Origin of the sequence: Gordonia lacunae, from assembly GCF_002149015.1 — a bacterium.
Classification (GTDB): Bacteria; Actinomycetota; Actinomycetes; order Mycobacteriales; family Mycobacteriaceae; genus Gordonia; species Gordonia lacunae.
The window spans coordinates 147,977-163,765 of the sequence record NZ_NGFO01000001.1 but is presented as its reverse complement, the minus strand read 5'-3'; the positions used below and the strand labels follow the sequence as shown (position 1 = coordinate 163,765).

14 protein-coding genes are annotated in these 15,789 nt (G+C 67.2%); 10 read left to right on the top strand and 4 right to left on the bottom strand.

Features of this window, described 5'->3' with window-relative positions; all coding sequences use genetic code 11:
• Positions 1–130 precede the first annotated feature (130 nt).
• Entirely contained in the window at positions 131–1,327 is a 1,197-nt protein-coding gene (locus CA982_RS00670) for a cysteine desulfurase-like protein (protein WP_086533424.1), read from the bottom strand.
• Positions 1,328–1,387: 60 nt separating this feature from the next.
• Between CA982_RS00670 and CA982_RS00665 the strand changes: the two genes are divergently transcribed.
• The 4 genes from CA982_RS00665 (at position 1,388) to glfT1 (ending at position 4,754) form a co-directional block, all read left to right on the top strand.
• Positions 1,388–1,939 carry a bacterial proteasome activator family protein gene (locus tag CA982_RS00665; RefSeq protein WP_086533423.1) on the top strand — a complete coding sequence of 184 codons (552 nt, stop codon included), beginning with the start codon at positions 1,388–1,390 and terminating at the stop codon, positions 1,937–1,939.
• 147 nt (positions 1,940–2,086) lie between these two features.
• Positions 2,087–2,950 carry a galactan export ABC transporter permease subunit Wzm/RfbD gene (wzm, locus tag CA982_RS00660; RefSeq protein ID WP_086533422.1) on the top strand — a complete coding sequence of 288 codons (864 nt, stop codon included), beginning with the start codon at positions 2,087–2,089 and terminating at the stop codon, positions 2,948–2,950.
• Between the two features lie 11 nt (positions 2,951–2,961).
• Positions 2,962–3,801, top strand: a complete 840-nt coding sequence (gene wzt / locus CA982_RS00655) for a galactan export ABC transporter ATP-binding subunit Wzt/RfbE (RefSeq protein WP_086533421.1) — start codon at positions 2,962–2,964, stop codon at positions 3,799–3,801.
• Entirely contained in the window at positions 3,798–4,754 is a 957-nt protein-coding gene (glfT1, locus tag CA982_RS00650) for a galactofuranosyltransferase GlfT1 (protein ID WP_086533420.1), read from the top strand. Before wzt ends, glfT1 begins: the two co-directional genes overlap by 4 nt.
• A 31-nt stretch (positions 4,755–4,785) precedes the next feature.
• Here glfT1 and CA982_RS00645 read toward each other — a convergent pair whose 3' ends face one another.
• Entirely contained in the window at positions 4,786–6,210 is a 1,425-nt protein-coding gene (locus CA982_RS00645) for a DHA2 family efflux MFS transporter permease subunit (protein ID WP_086533419.1), read from the bottom strand.
• Complete coding sequence (locus CA982_RS00640; protein WP_086533418.1) at positions 6,195–7,022, bottom strand: acyl-CoA thioesterase; 828 nt, start codon at positions 7,020–7,022, stop codon at positions 6,195–6,197. The genes CA982_RS00645 and CA982_RS00640 overlap by 16 nt, the downstream gene beginning before the upstream one ends.
• Positions 7,023–7,076: 54 nt before the next feature.
• Here CA982_RS00640 and CA982_RS00635 point away from each other — a divergent pair, with 54 nt between their 5' ends.
• From CA982_RS00635 to CA982_RS00610, 6 genes are all read left to right on the top strand, one after another.
• Positions 7,077–7,550: a winged helix-turn-helix transcriptional regulator gene (locus tag CA982_RS00635; RefSeq protein WP_086533417.1), complete on the top strand. Its 474-nt coding sequence runs from the start codon at positions 7,077–7,079 to the stop codon at positions 7,548–7,550.
• A gap of 335 nt (positions 7,551–7,885) precedes the next feature.
• Positions 7,886–8,764 (top strand): TIGR03619 family F420-dependent LLM class oxidoreductase, encoded by an 879-nt coding sequence (locus CA982_RS00630; RefSeq protein ID WP_086533615.1) that lies wholly within the window; start codon positions 7,886–7,888, stop codon positions 8,762–8,764.
• A 167-nt stretch (positions 8,765–8,931) separates the two neighbouring features.
• Positions 8,932–10,542, top strand: coding sequence for an ABC transporter substrate-binding protein (locus CA982_RS00625; protein ID WP_244176073.1), 1,611 nt, complete (start codon positions 8,932–8,934; stop codon positions 10,540–10,542).
• A 1-nt stretch (position 10,543) separates the two neighbouring features.
• Complete coding sequence (locus CA982_RS00620) at positions 10,544–11,509, top strand: ABC transporter permease (protein ID WP_086533416.1); 966 nt, start codon at positions 10,544–10,546, stop codon at positions 11,507–11,509.
• The gene (locus CA982_RS00615; protein WP_086533415.1) at positions 11,506–14,118 is read left to right on the top strand and encodes an ABC transporter ATP-binding protein/permease; all 2,613 of its coding nucleotides are present in this window, start codon (positions 11,506–11,508) and stop codon (positions 14,116–14,118) included. The genes CA982_RS00620 and CA982_RS00615 overlap by 4 nt, the downstream gene beginning before the upstream one ends.
• A 168-nt stretch (positions 14,119–14,286) precedes the next feature.
• A complete protein-coding gene (locus CA982_RS00610; protein WP_086533414.1) occupies positions 14,287–14,799 on the top strand; it encodes a GtrA family protein in 513 nt (170 codons plus the stop codon).
• A gap of 153 nt (positions 14,800–14,952) precedes the next feature.
• On the opposite strand, the gene CA982_RS00605 is transcribed toward CA982_RS00610, so the two are convergent.
• Complete coding sequence (locus CA982_RS00605; RefSeq protein WP_086533413.1) at positions 14,953–15,783, bottom strand: aldo/keto reductase; 831 nt, start codon at positions 15,781–15,783, stop codon at positions 14,953–14,955.
• Between the last annotated feature and the right edge of the window lie 6 nt (positions 15,784–15,789).

The following is a 15,789-nucleotide window of genomic DNA, read 5'->3' as shown; positions in this document are numbered from 1 at the left end:
GCAGCGGTGAGCGACCGGGGCGGGCCCTTCTCTGGACCATCAATCGTTTTTGCCGACACAGCATGACAACATACATTCTCGTTAACTCAAACAACACCATAGTGAATATCGCCACCGTTACGGTGAACTCTCACGCGAGCGATCCCAACGTGCGCACCAGGTGGTCGACCTCGTACGGCGTCGAGTACGGGGCCAGCCCAACCGTCACGGCACCGCCGAAGTCGGGTGCGCCCATGCGCGCGAGCGCGCGATTGGGAAGGTCGGCGAGTGCGCAGACTCCGTTGTCGGCCAGGCGTCGGACCACCTTGTCCGCACCGACGGACTCGACGGTGAAACTCGCCAGCGGTATCCGATTGTCCTCGGTGCCCACGAGGTTCACATGGTTGAGCTGGGAGAGCGTCGTCACCAGGTAGTAAGTGAGGCGCTGGAGATATTCGTAGACACCGTCCATCGAGGTGACGAGGCGGCGTCGGCGCTTGCCGATCCCGGACTCGTCGAGCCCGGCGAGATGTTCCACCGATGCGACGAGCCCCGCGAGCATCGCGCCCTGGTGCGGTTCGGGTTCGAGCCGGGCGGGCCCGCGCGCGGCCGGGTCCATCGCCATCAGCCGCAACCGTTCGATCAGGTGGGGTTCACGAAATGCCATGGCCGCCATCCGCGGACCACCCCAACGCTCGGCCGAGACGACGAGCACATCGGCACCCAGATCGTGGATGTCCAGACTGAGGTACGGCGCAGCGTTCGTGGCGTCGACGACCAGCAGCGCTCCTGCTTCGCGGACCAGGGGCGCGATCTCACTGATGTCGGTGATCGCCCCCGTCGTCGACGACGCGAGGGTCACCGCGACGACCTCCGTCTCCGGAGTGACCAGATCGCCGAACTGCCATGCCGGGAGCCCGCCGGTCTCGACATCGACCTCGGCCCAGCGAACTCGGCCGCCGTACCGATCGGCGGCGCGGAGCCACGGCACGATGTTCGGTTCGTCGTCCTGGCGCGTGACGACGACATCGCCGCGCAGCCACGCGTGCGGCGCCAGCGCTTCGGCGAGACCGGACAACAGCGCGTACCGCGACGGTCCGAGGACCACACCCGCGGCATCGCCGCCGACGAGGTCGGCGATCGCACGGCGTGCGCCGTCGACCACCTCGGCGCTCGCCCGAGCCGACGGGTACACCCCGCCCGGGGCGGCCGAGAGCGAACGGAAACTGGTGGTCACCGCGGTCGCGACCGAGTCCGGGATCTGCATCCCGGCCTGCGGGTCGAGGTGGATCCAGCCGTCGCCGAGCGATGGAATCAATCCACGCACATAGGCGACGTCGAAAGCCATGGGCACGAGGATAGACGTCGGCGATCTGCCGATTCGCGGTGTCCGGGCACAATGGAGCCCATGGCTAACGAAGGCACTCCAGGACCCGGCCCGACCCCAGGACCGTTCGGCTCGGCCGGCGACTCCGACAACGTCATCGTCGTCGGCGCGGGGACGGACGCGCAGACGGGCGACGAGTCATCGGAATCGACCAGCGTCGCCGACATGGTCGAGCAGCCCGCCAAGGTCATGCGGATCGGCACGATGATCAAGCAGCTGCTCGAGGAAGTGCGCGCGGCCCCGCTCGACGACGCGTCGCGAAACCGCCTGCGCGAGATCCACCAGTCGTCGGTCCGAGAACTCGAAGAGGGTCTCGCGCCGGAGCTGCGGGAAGAACTCGAACGGCTCGCCCTGCCGTTCTCCGACGAGGGCACCCCGTCGGACGCCGAACTCCGCATCGCACAGGCCCAGCTCGTCGGTTGGCTCGAGGGCCTGTTCCACGGCATCCAGACCGCACTGTTCGCCCAGCAGATGGCCGCCCGCGCCCAGCTCGAGCAGATGCGTCAGGGCGCCCTCCCGCCCGGGATGCCCGCCCCCGGCGGGCCCGGTCACAGCACGGGGCAATATCTCTGATCCCGGCGGGTGGGGGCGGCTGTGGCTTCGACATGGCTCCCCGACCTCGACGCGCTCCGTCGTCGCTCGCTCGGCCCGGCGGCTTCGCTCGTCACCAGCTCAACCAGCGGGGAGCAACAGAAACCGCGGCGGGTACGCTGACTCCTCGTGTCAGCGGTAGTAGACGACGACGCGATCCCCGCGCGTCCAGAGGGCTCCGATTCGCGCAGCTTCGCGCGCGCGGTCAAGGACCTCGGCGACGGTTTCGCAAGCCGTGAGCTGTGGTTCCATCTGGGCTGGCAGGACATCAAACAGCGCTACCGGCGCTCGGTCCTGGGACCGCTGTGGATCGTCATCGCGACCGGTGTGACCGCCATCGCGATGGGCCTGCTCTACGGCGAACTCTTCGGCATGGACATCAAGGTGTTCCTGCCCTACGTCGCACTCGGTTTCATCTTCTGGAACTTCATCTCGAGTTCGATCCTCGAGGGCTCAGAGGTCTTCTCGAAGAACGAGGGCCTGATCAAGCAGCTCCCCGCACCGGTGAGCGTGCACGTCTACCGAGTGGTGTGGCGAGCGCTGATCATCTTCGCGCACAACGTCGTGATCATCGTCATCCTGTTCCTGATCTTCCCACCGCCACTCAACTGGACAGTGACGCTGATCGTCCCGGCGCTCGTGCTCTACGTGCTGAACTCGATCTGGGTCACCATCGTCTTCGGCATCCTGTCGACGCGGTTCCGCGACATCGGTCAGCTGCTGACCACGGTGGTGCAGCTGGTGTTCTTCATGACACCGATCATCTGGACCACCCAGAGCCTGGGCAATTCGACGGGCGAGACGTCGTCGAGGCTGAAGCTCGTCGAGCTGAACCCGATGTTCCACTACCTGGAGATCGCGCGTGGGCCGCTGCTGGGCGAGCCGGTGGAGTTCTACCACTGGGCCGTCGTCCTGGGGTGCACCGCCGTGGGCTGGGTGCTGGCGATGCTGGTGATGCGCAACTACCGGGCCCGCGTGGCGTACTGGGTGTAGGGACGGAATCGATGGCCAGAAACAACGATCTCGGCGACAACCGAGTCCGCGTGGACACGTGGGACGCGTGCGTGGACTTCCCGATCTTCGACGCCAAGACGCGCTCGCTCAAGAAGTCGGTGATCGGGGCTGCGGGCGGTGTGATCGGCTCCACCGAGTCGAACGTCGTGGTCGTCGAGGCGCTCAAGGACATCAACCTGCACCTCAAGCACGGCGACCGCGTGGGACTGGTCGGCCACAACGGCGCGGGCAAGTCGACGCTGCTGCGTCTGCTCTCGGGCATCTACGAGCCAACTCGCGGCGCCTGTCGTGTGCACGGCCGCGTCGCACCCGTCTTCGACCTGGGCGTCGGTATGGACCCGGAGATCTCCGGCTACGAGAACATCATCATCCGCGGCATGTTCCTGGGCATGACCCGCAAGGAGATGCTCAAGAAGATCGATGACATCGCGGAGTTCACCGAACTCGGTGACTACCTGCAGATGCCGTTGCGCACCTACTCCACCGGTATGCGCGTGCGGATCGCGCTCGGCGTGGTGACCTCCATCGATCCCGAGATCCTAATCCTCGACGAGGGCATCGGTGCCGTCGACGCCGACTTCATGCGCAAGGCGCGGGGCCGGCTCCAGGCGCTCGTGGAACGGTCGGGAATCCTGGTGTTCGCCAGCCATTCCAACGAGTTCCTGGCCCAACTCTGCGACCGCGCCCTGTGGATCGACCACGGCCAGATCCGGATGGAGGGCGGCATCGAGGAGGTCGTCGGCGCGTACGAGGGTCCCGACGCCGCGGCTCATGTCCGCAAGGTGATCGCCGACCTGGAGAAGGCGGACAAGAAGGGGACCCCGGAGTGACCCAGGGCGCCGTCGCTCCGAAGGTCATCGCGGTCGTGGTCACGCACCGTCGCGTGGAGTTGCTCGCCGAGTCGCTGGCCGTCGTCGCCGGTCAGGACCGGCCCGTCGATCACCTGATCGTCGTCGACAATGCGAACGAACCCGAGGTCGCCGAACTCGTTGCCGCACAACCTGTTCCGACGACCTACCTCGGGTCGGAACGGAACCTCGGCGGGGCGGGCGGCTTTGCGTTGGGCATGCTGCACGCGCTCGCCCTCGGCGCCGACTGGGTCTGGTGCGCCGACGACGACGGACGCCCGGACGGCCCGACGGTGCTCTCGACGCTGCTCGACTGCGCCGCACGCCACGATCTCGACGAGGTGTCGCCGGTGGTCGCCAACCTCGACGACCCGGACACGCTCGCCTTCCCGCTGCGACGTGGCCTCGTCTGGCGCCGTAAGCGATCGGAGCTCTTCGCCGACGCCGGGAGCGAAGCGAGCGGGTCGAATGTCACCGACGGTGACGCCCAGTCGGATGACTTGCTGCCCGGCATCGCGTCACTGTTCAACGGCGCGCTGTTCTCCGCGTACTGCCTCGAGCAGGTAGGGGTTCCGGACCTACGCCTGTTCTTCCGCGGCGACGAGGTCGAGGTACACCGCCGCCTTGTCCGCTCGGGGGTCAAGTTCGGTACGTGTCTGCGCGCCGGTTACCTCCACCCGGACGGCTCGGCGGAATTCCGGCCGATCCTGGGTGGTCGCATGCACACCCAGTACCCCGACAACGAGACCAAACGCTTCTTCACCTACCGCAACCGCGGCTACCTGATGAGCCAGCCCGGACTCCGGAAGCTGCTGCCCCAGGAGTACGCCCGGTTCGGCTGGTTCTTCCTTGTACAGCAACGTGATCCGAAGGGCTTCGCCGAGTGGGTACGCCTCCGCGGCCTCGGTCGCCGGGAGCGGTTCACGCGTCCCTGAGGAGGCCCGCCCCCCCTGAGGAGAACGTTCCTCAGGGAGCAGAGGGGCGGGCACGCGGGGTCATCCCCAACGCCGAGATCGCACCCAGCGCAGCGATTCCTGCGAGTACCCACCACGCGGTCAGGAACGAGTCGTGCACATCGGCGTACACGGCCGAGGTTCCGATGATCGCGACCAGCAGACTGACCCCGAGGGACATGCCGATCTGTCGACTCATGTTGACCACCGCGCTTCCGGTGGCGGCCTGGTCGGCGGGTAGGTCGGCGGTCGCCGAGGACAGAATCGACGGCAACGCGAATCCCACTCCGACACCGCCGATCAGCCAGCCCGGCAGGAACTCGGTGGCGAAGTCCGGAGTGGCGTCGACCGACAGGGCGATGAGGGCCGACCCGAGCCCGAAGAGCACACATCCGAAGGCGACGAGTCTCCCCACCGGGACCCGCGCACTGAGGCGATGGGACACCGCCGCGAAGATCGGGACCATCAGCGGTCCGGTCGACACCGCGAGACCCGTCGCGATCGGCGAGAAGCCCCAGACCTGCTGCAGCCACAGGATGTTCGCGAGAAGTGCGCCGGCGAACGGGATGGAGAACAGCAGCATCGTCAGATTGGCCACGGAGAAGGCCCGGATCCGCAGCAGCGCAGGTGAGATCACCGGCTCGGGATGGCGCGCCGAGCTGAGGACGAAGCCGACGAGGGCGACTCCGGCGATGATCCAGGCGCCGGTGATCCGCGCGTCTGTCCAGCCCCACTCACTCCCCTGGACCAGAGCGAGTGTCAATGCCCCCACCGAGACGACCAGGAGAAGAGCACCCAGCGCGTCGGGAAAGCCACTCGCAGAGACGTTTCGGGGACGGGACAGCACAATCGCGCCGGCGATGATCGCCGCGACGCCGACGGGCACGTTGACGAGGAACACCCACCGCCACGACGCCTCGACGAGAAGACCGCCGACGGCCGGCCCGAAGGCCGCGGCAAGGGCGCCGGTGGCCGCCCAGATGCGCACCGATCGGGCACGACGCTCCGGCGGCAACGTCGCCACCACCAAGCCGAGGCTCGCGGGCGTCAGGATCGCCGCACCCACCGCCTGAAGCGCACGGAATGCGACCAACCACCAGACATCCTGGGCCGCAGCGCATGCGGCACTCGCAGCCGTGAATATCGCGAGACCGAGCAGAAAGCCACCTTTGCGGCCGTACCGGTCGACGATCCGACCGGCCGGCACCAGCAGTGCCGCGTACAGAATCGCGTAGGCGTTGAGGATCCACGACATCTGGGACAGCGTCGCGCCGGCGAAGTCGGCGCCGATGTCGTCGAAGGCGACGTTGACGATGAACACGTCGAGGCTGGCCATGAACGCGGCCCCGGACAGGATGAGCAGGACGAGGCCGGGCCGCGCGACTGCCGGCGCCGGCGTCGTGGGGCCGTTGCGGGTGACGGTCATCGGACCGGCCATCCGAGAACGCGTCGGCTCTGGCGTGCGCAGGCGAGAAGCCGACCGCCGCGGTCGCGCAGACTGGTGTCGTCGACCGACCAGCCGCCGGATGTCGAGATGTTGCGCGTGTGGACGAGAATCGGCGCCGGCGTGGCGTCGTCCAGCGGCGATGTCACGTGCATGGAGAACGCGACCGTCGGAAGCGCGAGCGGCGCTGTCAGAGTCGGGAAGACCGCGGGCGGCAGGCAGTCCGCCAGGAGGGCGAGGTAGCCGGCGTCCACGGCCATCGGGGTTCGGGAGGTGATCCACGCTCGCATCCATGGCTCGTCGGCGCCGGTGAGCGGCAGCGGCCCGTCGACCGGCCGCAGATCCAGGTGCGCACCCATCGGCACGATCTCCGGTGGAATCATGAAGGAATCCAGCCGTTCCGGGCCCGGAACACTCGCGCTCCGGTCGACGACATCCGTCGGTCCGGATTCGCCGACCCGCCCGGCCGTGACCGAGGCCGACGCGATCTCGACGCCCGCCTGCGTGATCGAGACGTCGACGATTCTCGTGTGCCGACCGACTTCCCGAACCGACGGCGCCAGGAACAACTCCGCACCGTCGGGCTTGCCGACGAACCGCAGATCGAGAGCGCGCACCGACGTGCCGGGCGCCGCATCGGCCCCGACTCGGACGGCCAGCGCCGCGATGGCACCGCCGTGGGGGCCCGACCATCCCCACCACGAGCGGTCAATGGTCGCCGACCATCGACCGTCCCCGGTCGGGCGCGCTCCGAAACTATCCAACAATCCGTCGTCGATGGCGCCTTGCCTGCTGAGTTGCTTCACGCAACTCATGCAAGCAGGTTGAGTTGCATCACGCAACCCACTACTCTCGACTCCATGCGCCGCGCCTCGTTCGCCGAGATGAACTGCTCGATCGCCCAGACACTGGAGATCGTCGGCGAATGGTGGACGCTGCTCATCGTTCGGGACGCGATGTTCGGCGTGACACGGTTCGACGACTTCTCGTCTCGGCTCGGCATCGCGCGGAACGTGCTGACCCAGCGCCTGGACACCCTCGTGGAGCACGGCGTCCTGGTGAAGCAGCCATACCAGGACAACCCGGTGCGCTACGACTACCGGCTCACCGAGAAGGGCCGTGACCTCTGGACGGTCTTGGCCGCGTTACGTCAGTGGGGTGACCGGTGGACCGCGGAGAACGGGGCACCCGTGGTGTCGACGCACTCATGCGGCCAGACGATGACCGTCGAACCGACCTGCTCGGCGTGCGGCGAGCGAATCGGAACCGGCGAACTCCGCGTACACCCGGGGCCTGGCGCGACTGCGGACAATCCGCTCGCCGGGCGTCGCTGACCCGAGCCCGCCGGCGGCAAGAGCCACAACACTCCCCGCGGAGGCCCGGAGCCCTGTGAGGGACACGCTCCCTCATTCGAATGAAGCCCATAGCCCCTGCTCCCTGAGGTGCGAGGAGCGATAGCGACGAGCCTCGAAGGGTCTTGGCGAGGCGAGTTGCGAAGACCCTTCGTGACGCGCCCTCCGCAAGCTCCGAGCGCTCCTCAGGGAGCAGGAGAAGTTGCTGCGTTCTCGATGAGAAGCGGGAAGGACCTGCGACGATGCCGAACTGCATGCCACCGAACTAGAACGTGTTCTACTGTGATGGGAGTTCCACTGCCGTCCCGAGGAGCATGATGCGGTTCACGTATGCCGAGGCCATGACCGATCCGTCGTACTACGCGCCGCTCGCGCAGGCCGCCGAGGCCGCCGGGTACGCCGGCTTCACCATTCCCGATTCGCTGGCGTATCCCGAGGAATCCGACGCGAAGTACCCGTACACCCCGGACGGCAATCGCGAGTTCCTCGACGGCAAGGCCTTCATCGAGACCTTCATCCAGGCGGCAGCGCTCGGCGCGGTCACCTCGACCATCCGTTTCACCCCCTTCGTGGTGAAGCTCCCGGTCCGCCCGCCGGCCTTGGTCGCCAAGCAGGCCAGTTCGGTGGCCTACCTGACGAACAATCGATTCGCGCTGGGAGTCGGGACGAGTCCGTGGCCCGAGGACTACGACTTCATGGGCGTGGACTTCAAACGCCGCGGAAAGCGCATGGACGAGTGCATGGACATCATCCGCGGGCTCACCACCGGCGAGTACTTCGAGTTCCACGGCGAGTTCTACGACATCCCGAAGATCAAGATGACCCCCGCGCCCACTGAACCCATCCCGTTGCTGGTGGGCGGGCACGCCGACGCCGCGCTGCGTCGTGCGGTCATCCGCGGTGACGGCTGGATGCACGGCGGTGGGCCGCCCGAGGAGCTCGAGACGCTGCTGGACCGGATCAACGAGATCCGCAAGGCGGAGGGAAAGACGAACGATCCGTTCGAGATCCACGTGATCTCCATGGACGCCTACACCGTCGACGGCTGTAAGCGTCTGGAAGACAAGGGCATCACGGACGTCATCGTCGGCTTCCGGTTGCCCTATGTCATGGGCGAGGACACCGAACCGCTGCAGACCAAGATCGACCATCTGAACTGGTACGCAGACAACGTGATCGCCAAGGTCAACGGCTGACCATCCGGCCCTTTCTCGGCACTTTCCGCCCCCACCCTGGGGTGCGGCACGGTTGCACCACCTGTACCGCTGGGGCACACTGCACAGCACGGCGCCCCGCACGTGGGGATCGCCCCGGACGTGCGGTGAGAACCCGAGGCGAGCACTCGCCGGGTGGGAGGACAGCGATGACCGGTTCGCCGAGCGAGTCGGCGTATCGGTCGGCGCGCGAACGACTTCCGGGGCCTAGCCTCGGCGACCTCGATCGGCGCGGGTTCTTCCGGGTGGCCGGTGTCGTCGGTACCGCGTTTCTCGGCGCGTCCGCGCTGGCCGCGTGCGGTGGCGGATCGGCGGACACCGCCAACACCATCAAGGCCGCCATCGCAGGCGAGCCCGACCAGCTCGATCCGCAGAAGTCGAGCTCCTACTTCACCTTCGAAGTACTCGAGAACGTCTTCGACACCCTCGTCGAACCCGACGAGCAGTTACAGATGCGTCCCGCACTGGCCGAGAGCTGGGAGGTCAGCGAGGACGGCCTGCAATGGATTTTCACGGTGCGCGACGGGGTCACGTTCCACAACGGCGACCCGCTGACCGCAGCCGACGTCGAATACTCCTTTCGGCGGATCATCGACGAAGAGCTGTCCAACGCATACAAACTCGAGGCCATCGAGTCGATCACCGCGCTCGACGATCGTCACGTCCGGTTCACCGTCAGCGCGCCGACTCCCAATCTGCTGACCAGCATCGGCGGATTCAAGGGGCTGGCCATCGTCAACCGGCGCAACGTCGAATCCGGTGAGATCACAACGAGGCCGATCGGGACCGGGCCGTTCTCGTTCGTCTCCCGGTCGCCGGGCGCATCCATCGTGCTGGCGTCCAATCCCGCTTACTGGGGCGGCGCACCCGCCGTCGACGGAGTCCGTTACAGCTTCATCTCACAGGGCACCACCGCGGTGTCCGCGCTGCGGTCCGGTGAGATCGACTGGACCGATGCGATACCCGCTCAGCAGCTGAGCATCCTGCGTCGCGACGACTCGCTCGACGTCGGCACCGTGGTCGCCAACGACTACTGGTACGTCACGATGAATTTCGACGCCGCGCCGTTCGACGACACCCGGGTCCGCCAGGCGGTCGCGTACGCGATCGACCGGGACTCGATCGCGCAGGTCGTCGGATACGGGACCGCAACGCCCAACGAACTCGCGATTCCGCCGACCAGTCCCTGGTTCGCACCGTACGAACGTTATACCGCTGGACTCGATCGCGACGCCGCCGTCGCGAAATCGCGAGAGCTGCTCCGGCAGGCCGGCATCCGCGGACTCGACATGCGTCTGATGGTGACCACCGAGTACCCCGAGACGGTGACGGCGGCACAGGTGATCGCGTCGAATCTCGCCGACATCGGAATCGACGTGAAGATCGAACAACTCGACTTCGGCGCCTGGCTCGACCGCCAGGCCGCCGGCGACTTCGACGCGCTACTGCTGGGCTGGCTGGGCAACATCGACCCGGAGGACTTCTACTACGCCCAACACCATTCCGAGGGCACCTCGAACGCCCAGAAGTACTCGAACCCCGAGGTCGACGCGCTGTTGGACCGGGGCCGAACCGAACTCGACGTCGAGGCCCGCAAGCGGATCTACGCCGAGGCCGCGAGCATCATCGCCGACGACGTGAGCTACCTGTACCTCTACAACCCCTCGTCGACGCAGGCTTTCGTGACACAGCTCAAGGGTTACGTCGTGCGCTCCGACAAAGCCATTCGGTTCCGTGACGCCCGACTGGAGAGGAGCTGAGATGACCGCGTTGCACTCACCGCTGGTGCGCTTCATCCTCGTGCGCCTGCTCTACACCGTCGCGGTGCTGCTCGGCGTGATCGTCGCGGTGTTCTTCCTGATGCAGGTCGTGCCGGGCGATCCCGTCCGCATCGCGCTCGGCACCCGCTACACCCCGGAATCGTATGAGGCGCTGCGCAGCGCCTCCGGTCTCGACCAACCGCTGGCATCACAGCTGATGAGCTATGTCGGCAATGCATTCACCGGCGACCTGGGCGTCAGCTTCCGAAACAGCGAACCGGTCACGACGATGCTGTTCGAACGGCTCCCCGCGACGATCACACTCGCGACCGCGGCCATCGTCGTCGCGTTGCTCATCGCCGTGCCCCTGGGCTTCTGGGCCGCGCTGCGCGAGGGCCGGTTGGCCGACAACGTCATTCGCGTCGTCAGCCAGTTCGGGATCTCCGTACCGGACTTCTGGATGGGCATCCTGCTCATCGGGTTGTTCTCCACCGCACTCGGCTGGTTGCCCTCGGCCGGGTACCAACCCTTCGCCGACGACCCGCTCGGCTGGTTCGAACACCTCGTGCTGCCGGCGATCACCGTCGGGGTAGTCACCGGCGCGATCATGACCCGGTACGTGCGCTCGTCGGTGCTCGATGTGGTGAACGCGCCGTTCGTGACGACCGCGGAGTCGAAGGGGTTGAGCACCAGACGCGTGCTGCTCGACCACGTCGGCCGCAACGCACTCGTACCCGTGCTGACCATCTCCGGCATCCAGTTCGCCGGCCTGCTCGGCGGCGTCATCGTCGTGGAAGTCGTGTTCGCCTGGCCGGGACTGGGATTGCTGGTCTACGACTCGGTCGCCGCGCGCGATTACCCGGTGCTGCAGGGCGCGATTCTGCTCATCGCAGTGATCTTCCTGGTCGTCAACCTCGTCGTCGACATCCTCTACGCCGTCATCGACCCCAGGATTCGGCTGTCATGACCCTCACCTCACCCGACCCGCCGGAGCCCGGCGCCGACACCGAGCTCAACGGCGACGCATCGACCGATACGGCCTGGCGATTGCTGCTGCGCAATCGCACATCGGTGATCGGGCTGATCATCATCGCGATCGTCCTCGTGTGCGCGATCTTCGGTCCGCTCATCGCTCCGTACGGCGCCAACGAGATCGACGTCCCGAACGCGCTGCAGGCGCCGAGCTGGTCGCACCTGTTCGGCACCGACGACCTGGGTCGCGACGTCTTCTCCCGGGTCGTCCTCGCCGCATCGGTGAGCATGCGGGTCGCGGTCATCGCGGTGGCCATCTCCCTCACCGTCGGCGTGATCCTCGGCATGGTCGCGGGTTTCGCCGGCGGCGTCCTCGACACCGCACTGATGCGAATCGTCGACGTGGTGTTCTCGTTCCCGGTGCTGCTGTTGGCGTTGGCCATCGTCGCCATCCTGGGGCCGGGCGTCACCTCCGCGATGATCGCGATCGGTGTCGTGTACATCCCGATCTTCGCCCGGGTGGCGCGCGCCGACACCCTGCGGGTCCGGCAGACCCAGTACGTCCAGGCATCACGGACCATGGGCGTACGAACCCCGGCCATCCTCATGCGGCATGTGCTCCCGAACATCTCGGGTCCGGTCATCGTCCAGACCTCCATCTCGCTCGCGTTCGCGATCCTGTCGGAGGCGGCCCTGTCGTTCCTCGGTCTGGGCGTCCAGCCGCCGGACCCGTCGTGGGGCCGGATGCTCTTCGACGCCCAGGGGTTCATCACCACCGCCTGGTGGATGGGCGTCTTCCCCGGTCTGGCGATCCTCGTGACGGTCTTCGCGTTCAACCTCATCGGCGACGGTGTCCGCGATGTGCTCGATCCGCGTCAGCGCACGCTGCTGCGCAACCGCGGGTACGAACGGAAATCGTCGACGGTGACCACGCCGCCGACCGGCAAACATGTCGACCCCGACGGCTCGGTGCTACGCGTGGAAGACCTCGTCGTCGGTGTCGGCCCGCGGGAGATCGTGCACGGCATCAGTTTCTCGGTCGCGCCGGGAGAGACGCTCGGGATCGTCGGGGAGAGCGGATCGGGCAAGTCGCTCAGTGTGCTGTCGGCCACCGGACTATTCGATGCGCCCAGCGCCTACGTCCGCGGATCGGCACGTCTCGGCGACACCGAGATCGTCGGCGCCACACCGGCGAAACTCCGGGCCCTACACGGTTCACGCGTCGGCTTCGTCTTCCAGGACCCGTCGTCGAGCCTCAACCCCCTGCTCACCGTCGAACAGCAGCTGACCGAAGGACCTCGCCGGCATCTCGGCCTCTCGCGGGGCGAGGCACGCGAACGGGCCCTGACCCTGCTCCGCGATGTGAACCTGCCCGACCCCGAAAGCCGTTTGCGCGCATACCCCCATCAGTTGTCCGGCGGCCAGCGGCAGCGCGTCATGATCGCGATCGCCCTGGCCTGCGATCCCGAACTCCTCATCGCCGACGAGGCCACCACCGCGCTCGACGTGACCACGCAGGCACAGATCATCGACCTCGTCGCGAAGCTGCAGCGCGAGCGCGGGATGGCGGTGCTGTGGATCAGTCACGATCTCGGCGTCATCGGGCGGATCGCCGACCGGGTGATGGTCCTCCGATCCGGGCGGATCGTCGAGAGCAGCGACGTCACAACGCTGTTCGACGATCCACAGGACGACTACAGCCGCACGCTGCTCGACTCACGACCGCTGCTCAGCAAGGTGACCGCACGCGGCCACATCCCGGCCCTCGAGAAGCGAGTCGACGCCGACCCACTGCTCCGTGTCACCGGGCTGGGCGTCGACTATGTGGTGCGCGGCCCGTCGGGGCGTCAGGTGGTGCACGCGGTCGACGGGGTGGACCTGCAGGTCGCCCGCGGCCGGACGCTCGGGATCGTCGGCGAATCGGGATCGGGCAAATCGACAGTTGCCGGTGTTATCACCGGCCTCATCACCTCGGGCCAGGGCACCACGGTGCGGGGCAGCGTGACGGTCACTCTCGACGGTCGACGGGTCGAGGCCATCGGGGCGCGGGGCGCCGACGAAGCCCTGCTCCGTCGCCGTGTCGCCATGGTGTTCCAGGACCCGGCCGCCTCGCTCGATCCCCGGATGACGGTCGCGGCGTCGATCGCCGAGCCGTTGCGGACGCACGGTCTCACCGACGGCCGAGGCGCAACGCGGAGTCGTGCCGAGGAGTTGCTCGCCGACGTCAGCCTCGACCCGTCGTTCCTCGACCGCTATCCGCACGAGATGTCCGGCGGCCAGCGGCAGCGGGTGAGCATCGCCCGTGCGCTGGCGTCCGACCCGGAGGTGCTGATCCTGGACGAGTCCACGGCGTCGCTCGACGTGTCGGTACAGGCCAGCGTCCTCGACCTGCTCGCCGAGCTCCAGCGTCAGAAGGGTCTGACCTACCTGTTCATCGCGCACGACCTGGCCGTCGTCGAGCAGATCAGCGACACCGTCGCGGTGATGCAGGACGGAAAGGTCGTCGAGAGCGGACCCGCGTCGGAGATCCTGCACGACCCGGCGACCGAGTACACCCGCACGCTGCTCGCGGCCATCCCGCCGGAGGTGCCGCAACGGGCCTGACCCGTCGACCGTGCGCCCGATCTCGTCGACCGTGCGTCCGATCTCGTCGACCGTGCGTCGTTCTTCATCGACTGGGCGTCGGATCCCGTCGACCGTGCGTCCCTCGCCGGCCCCGGGTCCGCTCGCGGCCGTCGGCGCTCCCAGAACATCGTCGGCTAGGGTGTCAGCGTGTCTCGACCCGACCCTGGTGACCACGTCCGCGATGACGAAGAACCGAGCCACGAGGACTTCGCCACGCGGCATGCGCCGATGCCGATCGAGCTGCCCCTCGACGACGAAGAGGCGTCGACGAACGTCGGTCTGAAGACCCAGCTCGTGCGCTTCGTCATCACCGGCGGGTTCTCCGGGCTCCTGGACTTCGGGCTGACGATCCTCCTGCAATACGGCCTCGACCTGCCGTTCTGGCCCGCGAAATCCGCGGGGTTCATTCTCGGCACCACGGTCGCGTATCTGCTGAACCGTCGATGGACGTTCCGAGCCGAACCGAGCATGGCGCGGTTCGTGTCGGTCGTCGCCCTCTACGTGGTGACCTACTTCGTCAACGTCGGCATCTACACGGCCCTGTCACGTGCATGGCAGGAAACGCTGCTGTACAGCTTCGCGGCGTATGTCGTCGCCCAGGGCACGGCGACGGTCATCAACTTCGTCGTCCAACGGATGGTCATCTTCAAGATCCGCTGACCCGGAAACGCACGGTCGACGGGATCCGACGCCCAGTCGACGAGAACAGACGCACGGTCGACGGGATCCGACGCCCAGTCGACGAGAACAGACGCCCAGTCGACGAGATCGGACGCCCAGTCGACGAAAACGGACGCACAGTCGACGGGCGGGTCAGAACTCCTCGTCGACGTCGGAGTCGCGGGCGGCACGCTCGCCGCGGTCGAGGGTGGCGAGTTCGGCCAGGTCCGCGGGGTCGAGGGCGAAGTCGAACAGGTCGGCGTTCTCGACCTGCCGGCCGGTGTGCGACGACTTCGGGACGACACCGATGCCGTTCTGCACCGACCATCGCAGCGCGATCTGCGTGGGCGACTTACCGTACTTGCGCGCGATCCGAAGGATGATCGGGTCGGCGAGCAGACCTTCCTTGCGGCCGGTCGGGTGCCACGCCTGCGCGTGAATCCCCTTGCTGGCCATGAACTCCCGCAATTCAGTACGTGGCAGAACGGGTGAGCACTGGATCTGGTTGAGGACCGGCCACCGCCCCGTCTCGTCGAAGAGCATCTGCAGGTGATGCTGTTTGAAGTTCGAGACCCCGGGCGTCCGGACGTAGCCCTCGTCGGCGAGCGTGAGCAACGCTTTCCACGAGTCGACGGTGCGACCGAGGCTCGGGCAGGGCCAGTGGATGAGGTAGACGTCGATGTGCGCGACGCCCAGCCGTCGCGCGCTCTCCTTGGCGGCGTTGATCGCCTCGTCGAAACCCTGGTCGCCGCCACCCAGTTTGGTCTGCACCACGATGTCCTCGCGCGGGACGCCGGTGCCGTGCAGGCCCATTCCGACACTCAGCTCGTTGCTGTACCGGGGCGCGGTGTCGAGCAGCCGGTAGCCGGATTTGATGGCCGATCCGACGGCACTGACACACGGCCGGCCGAGCATGTTGTAGGTGCCGAGCCCCACCAGGGGGATCGAGTTTCCGTTGCTGAGCTCGACCGAGGGGATGTCCACCGCATC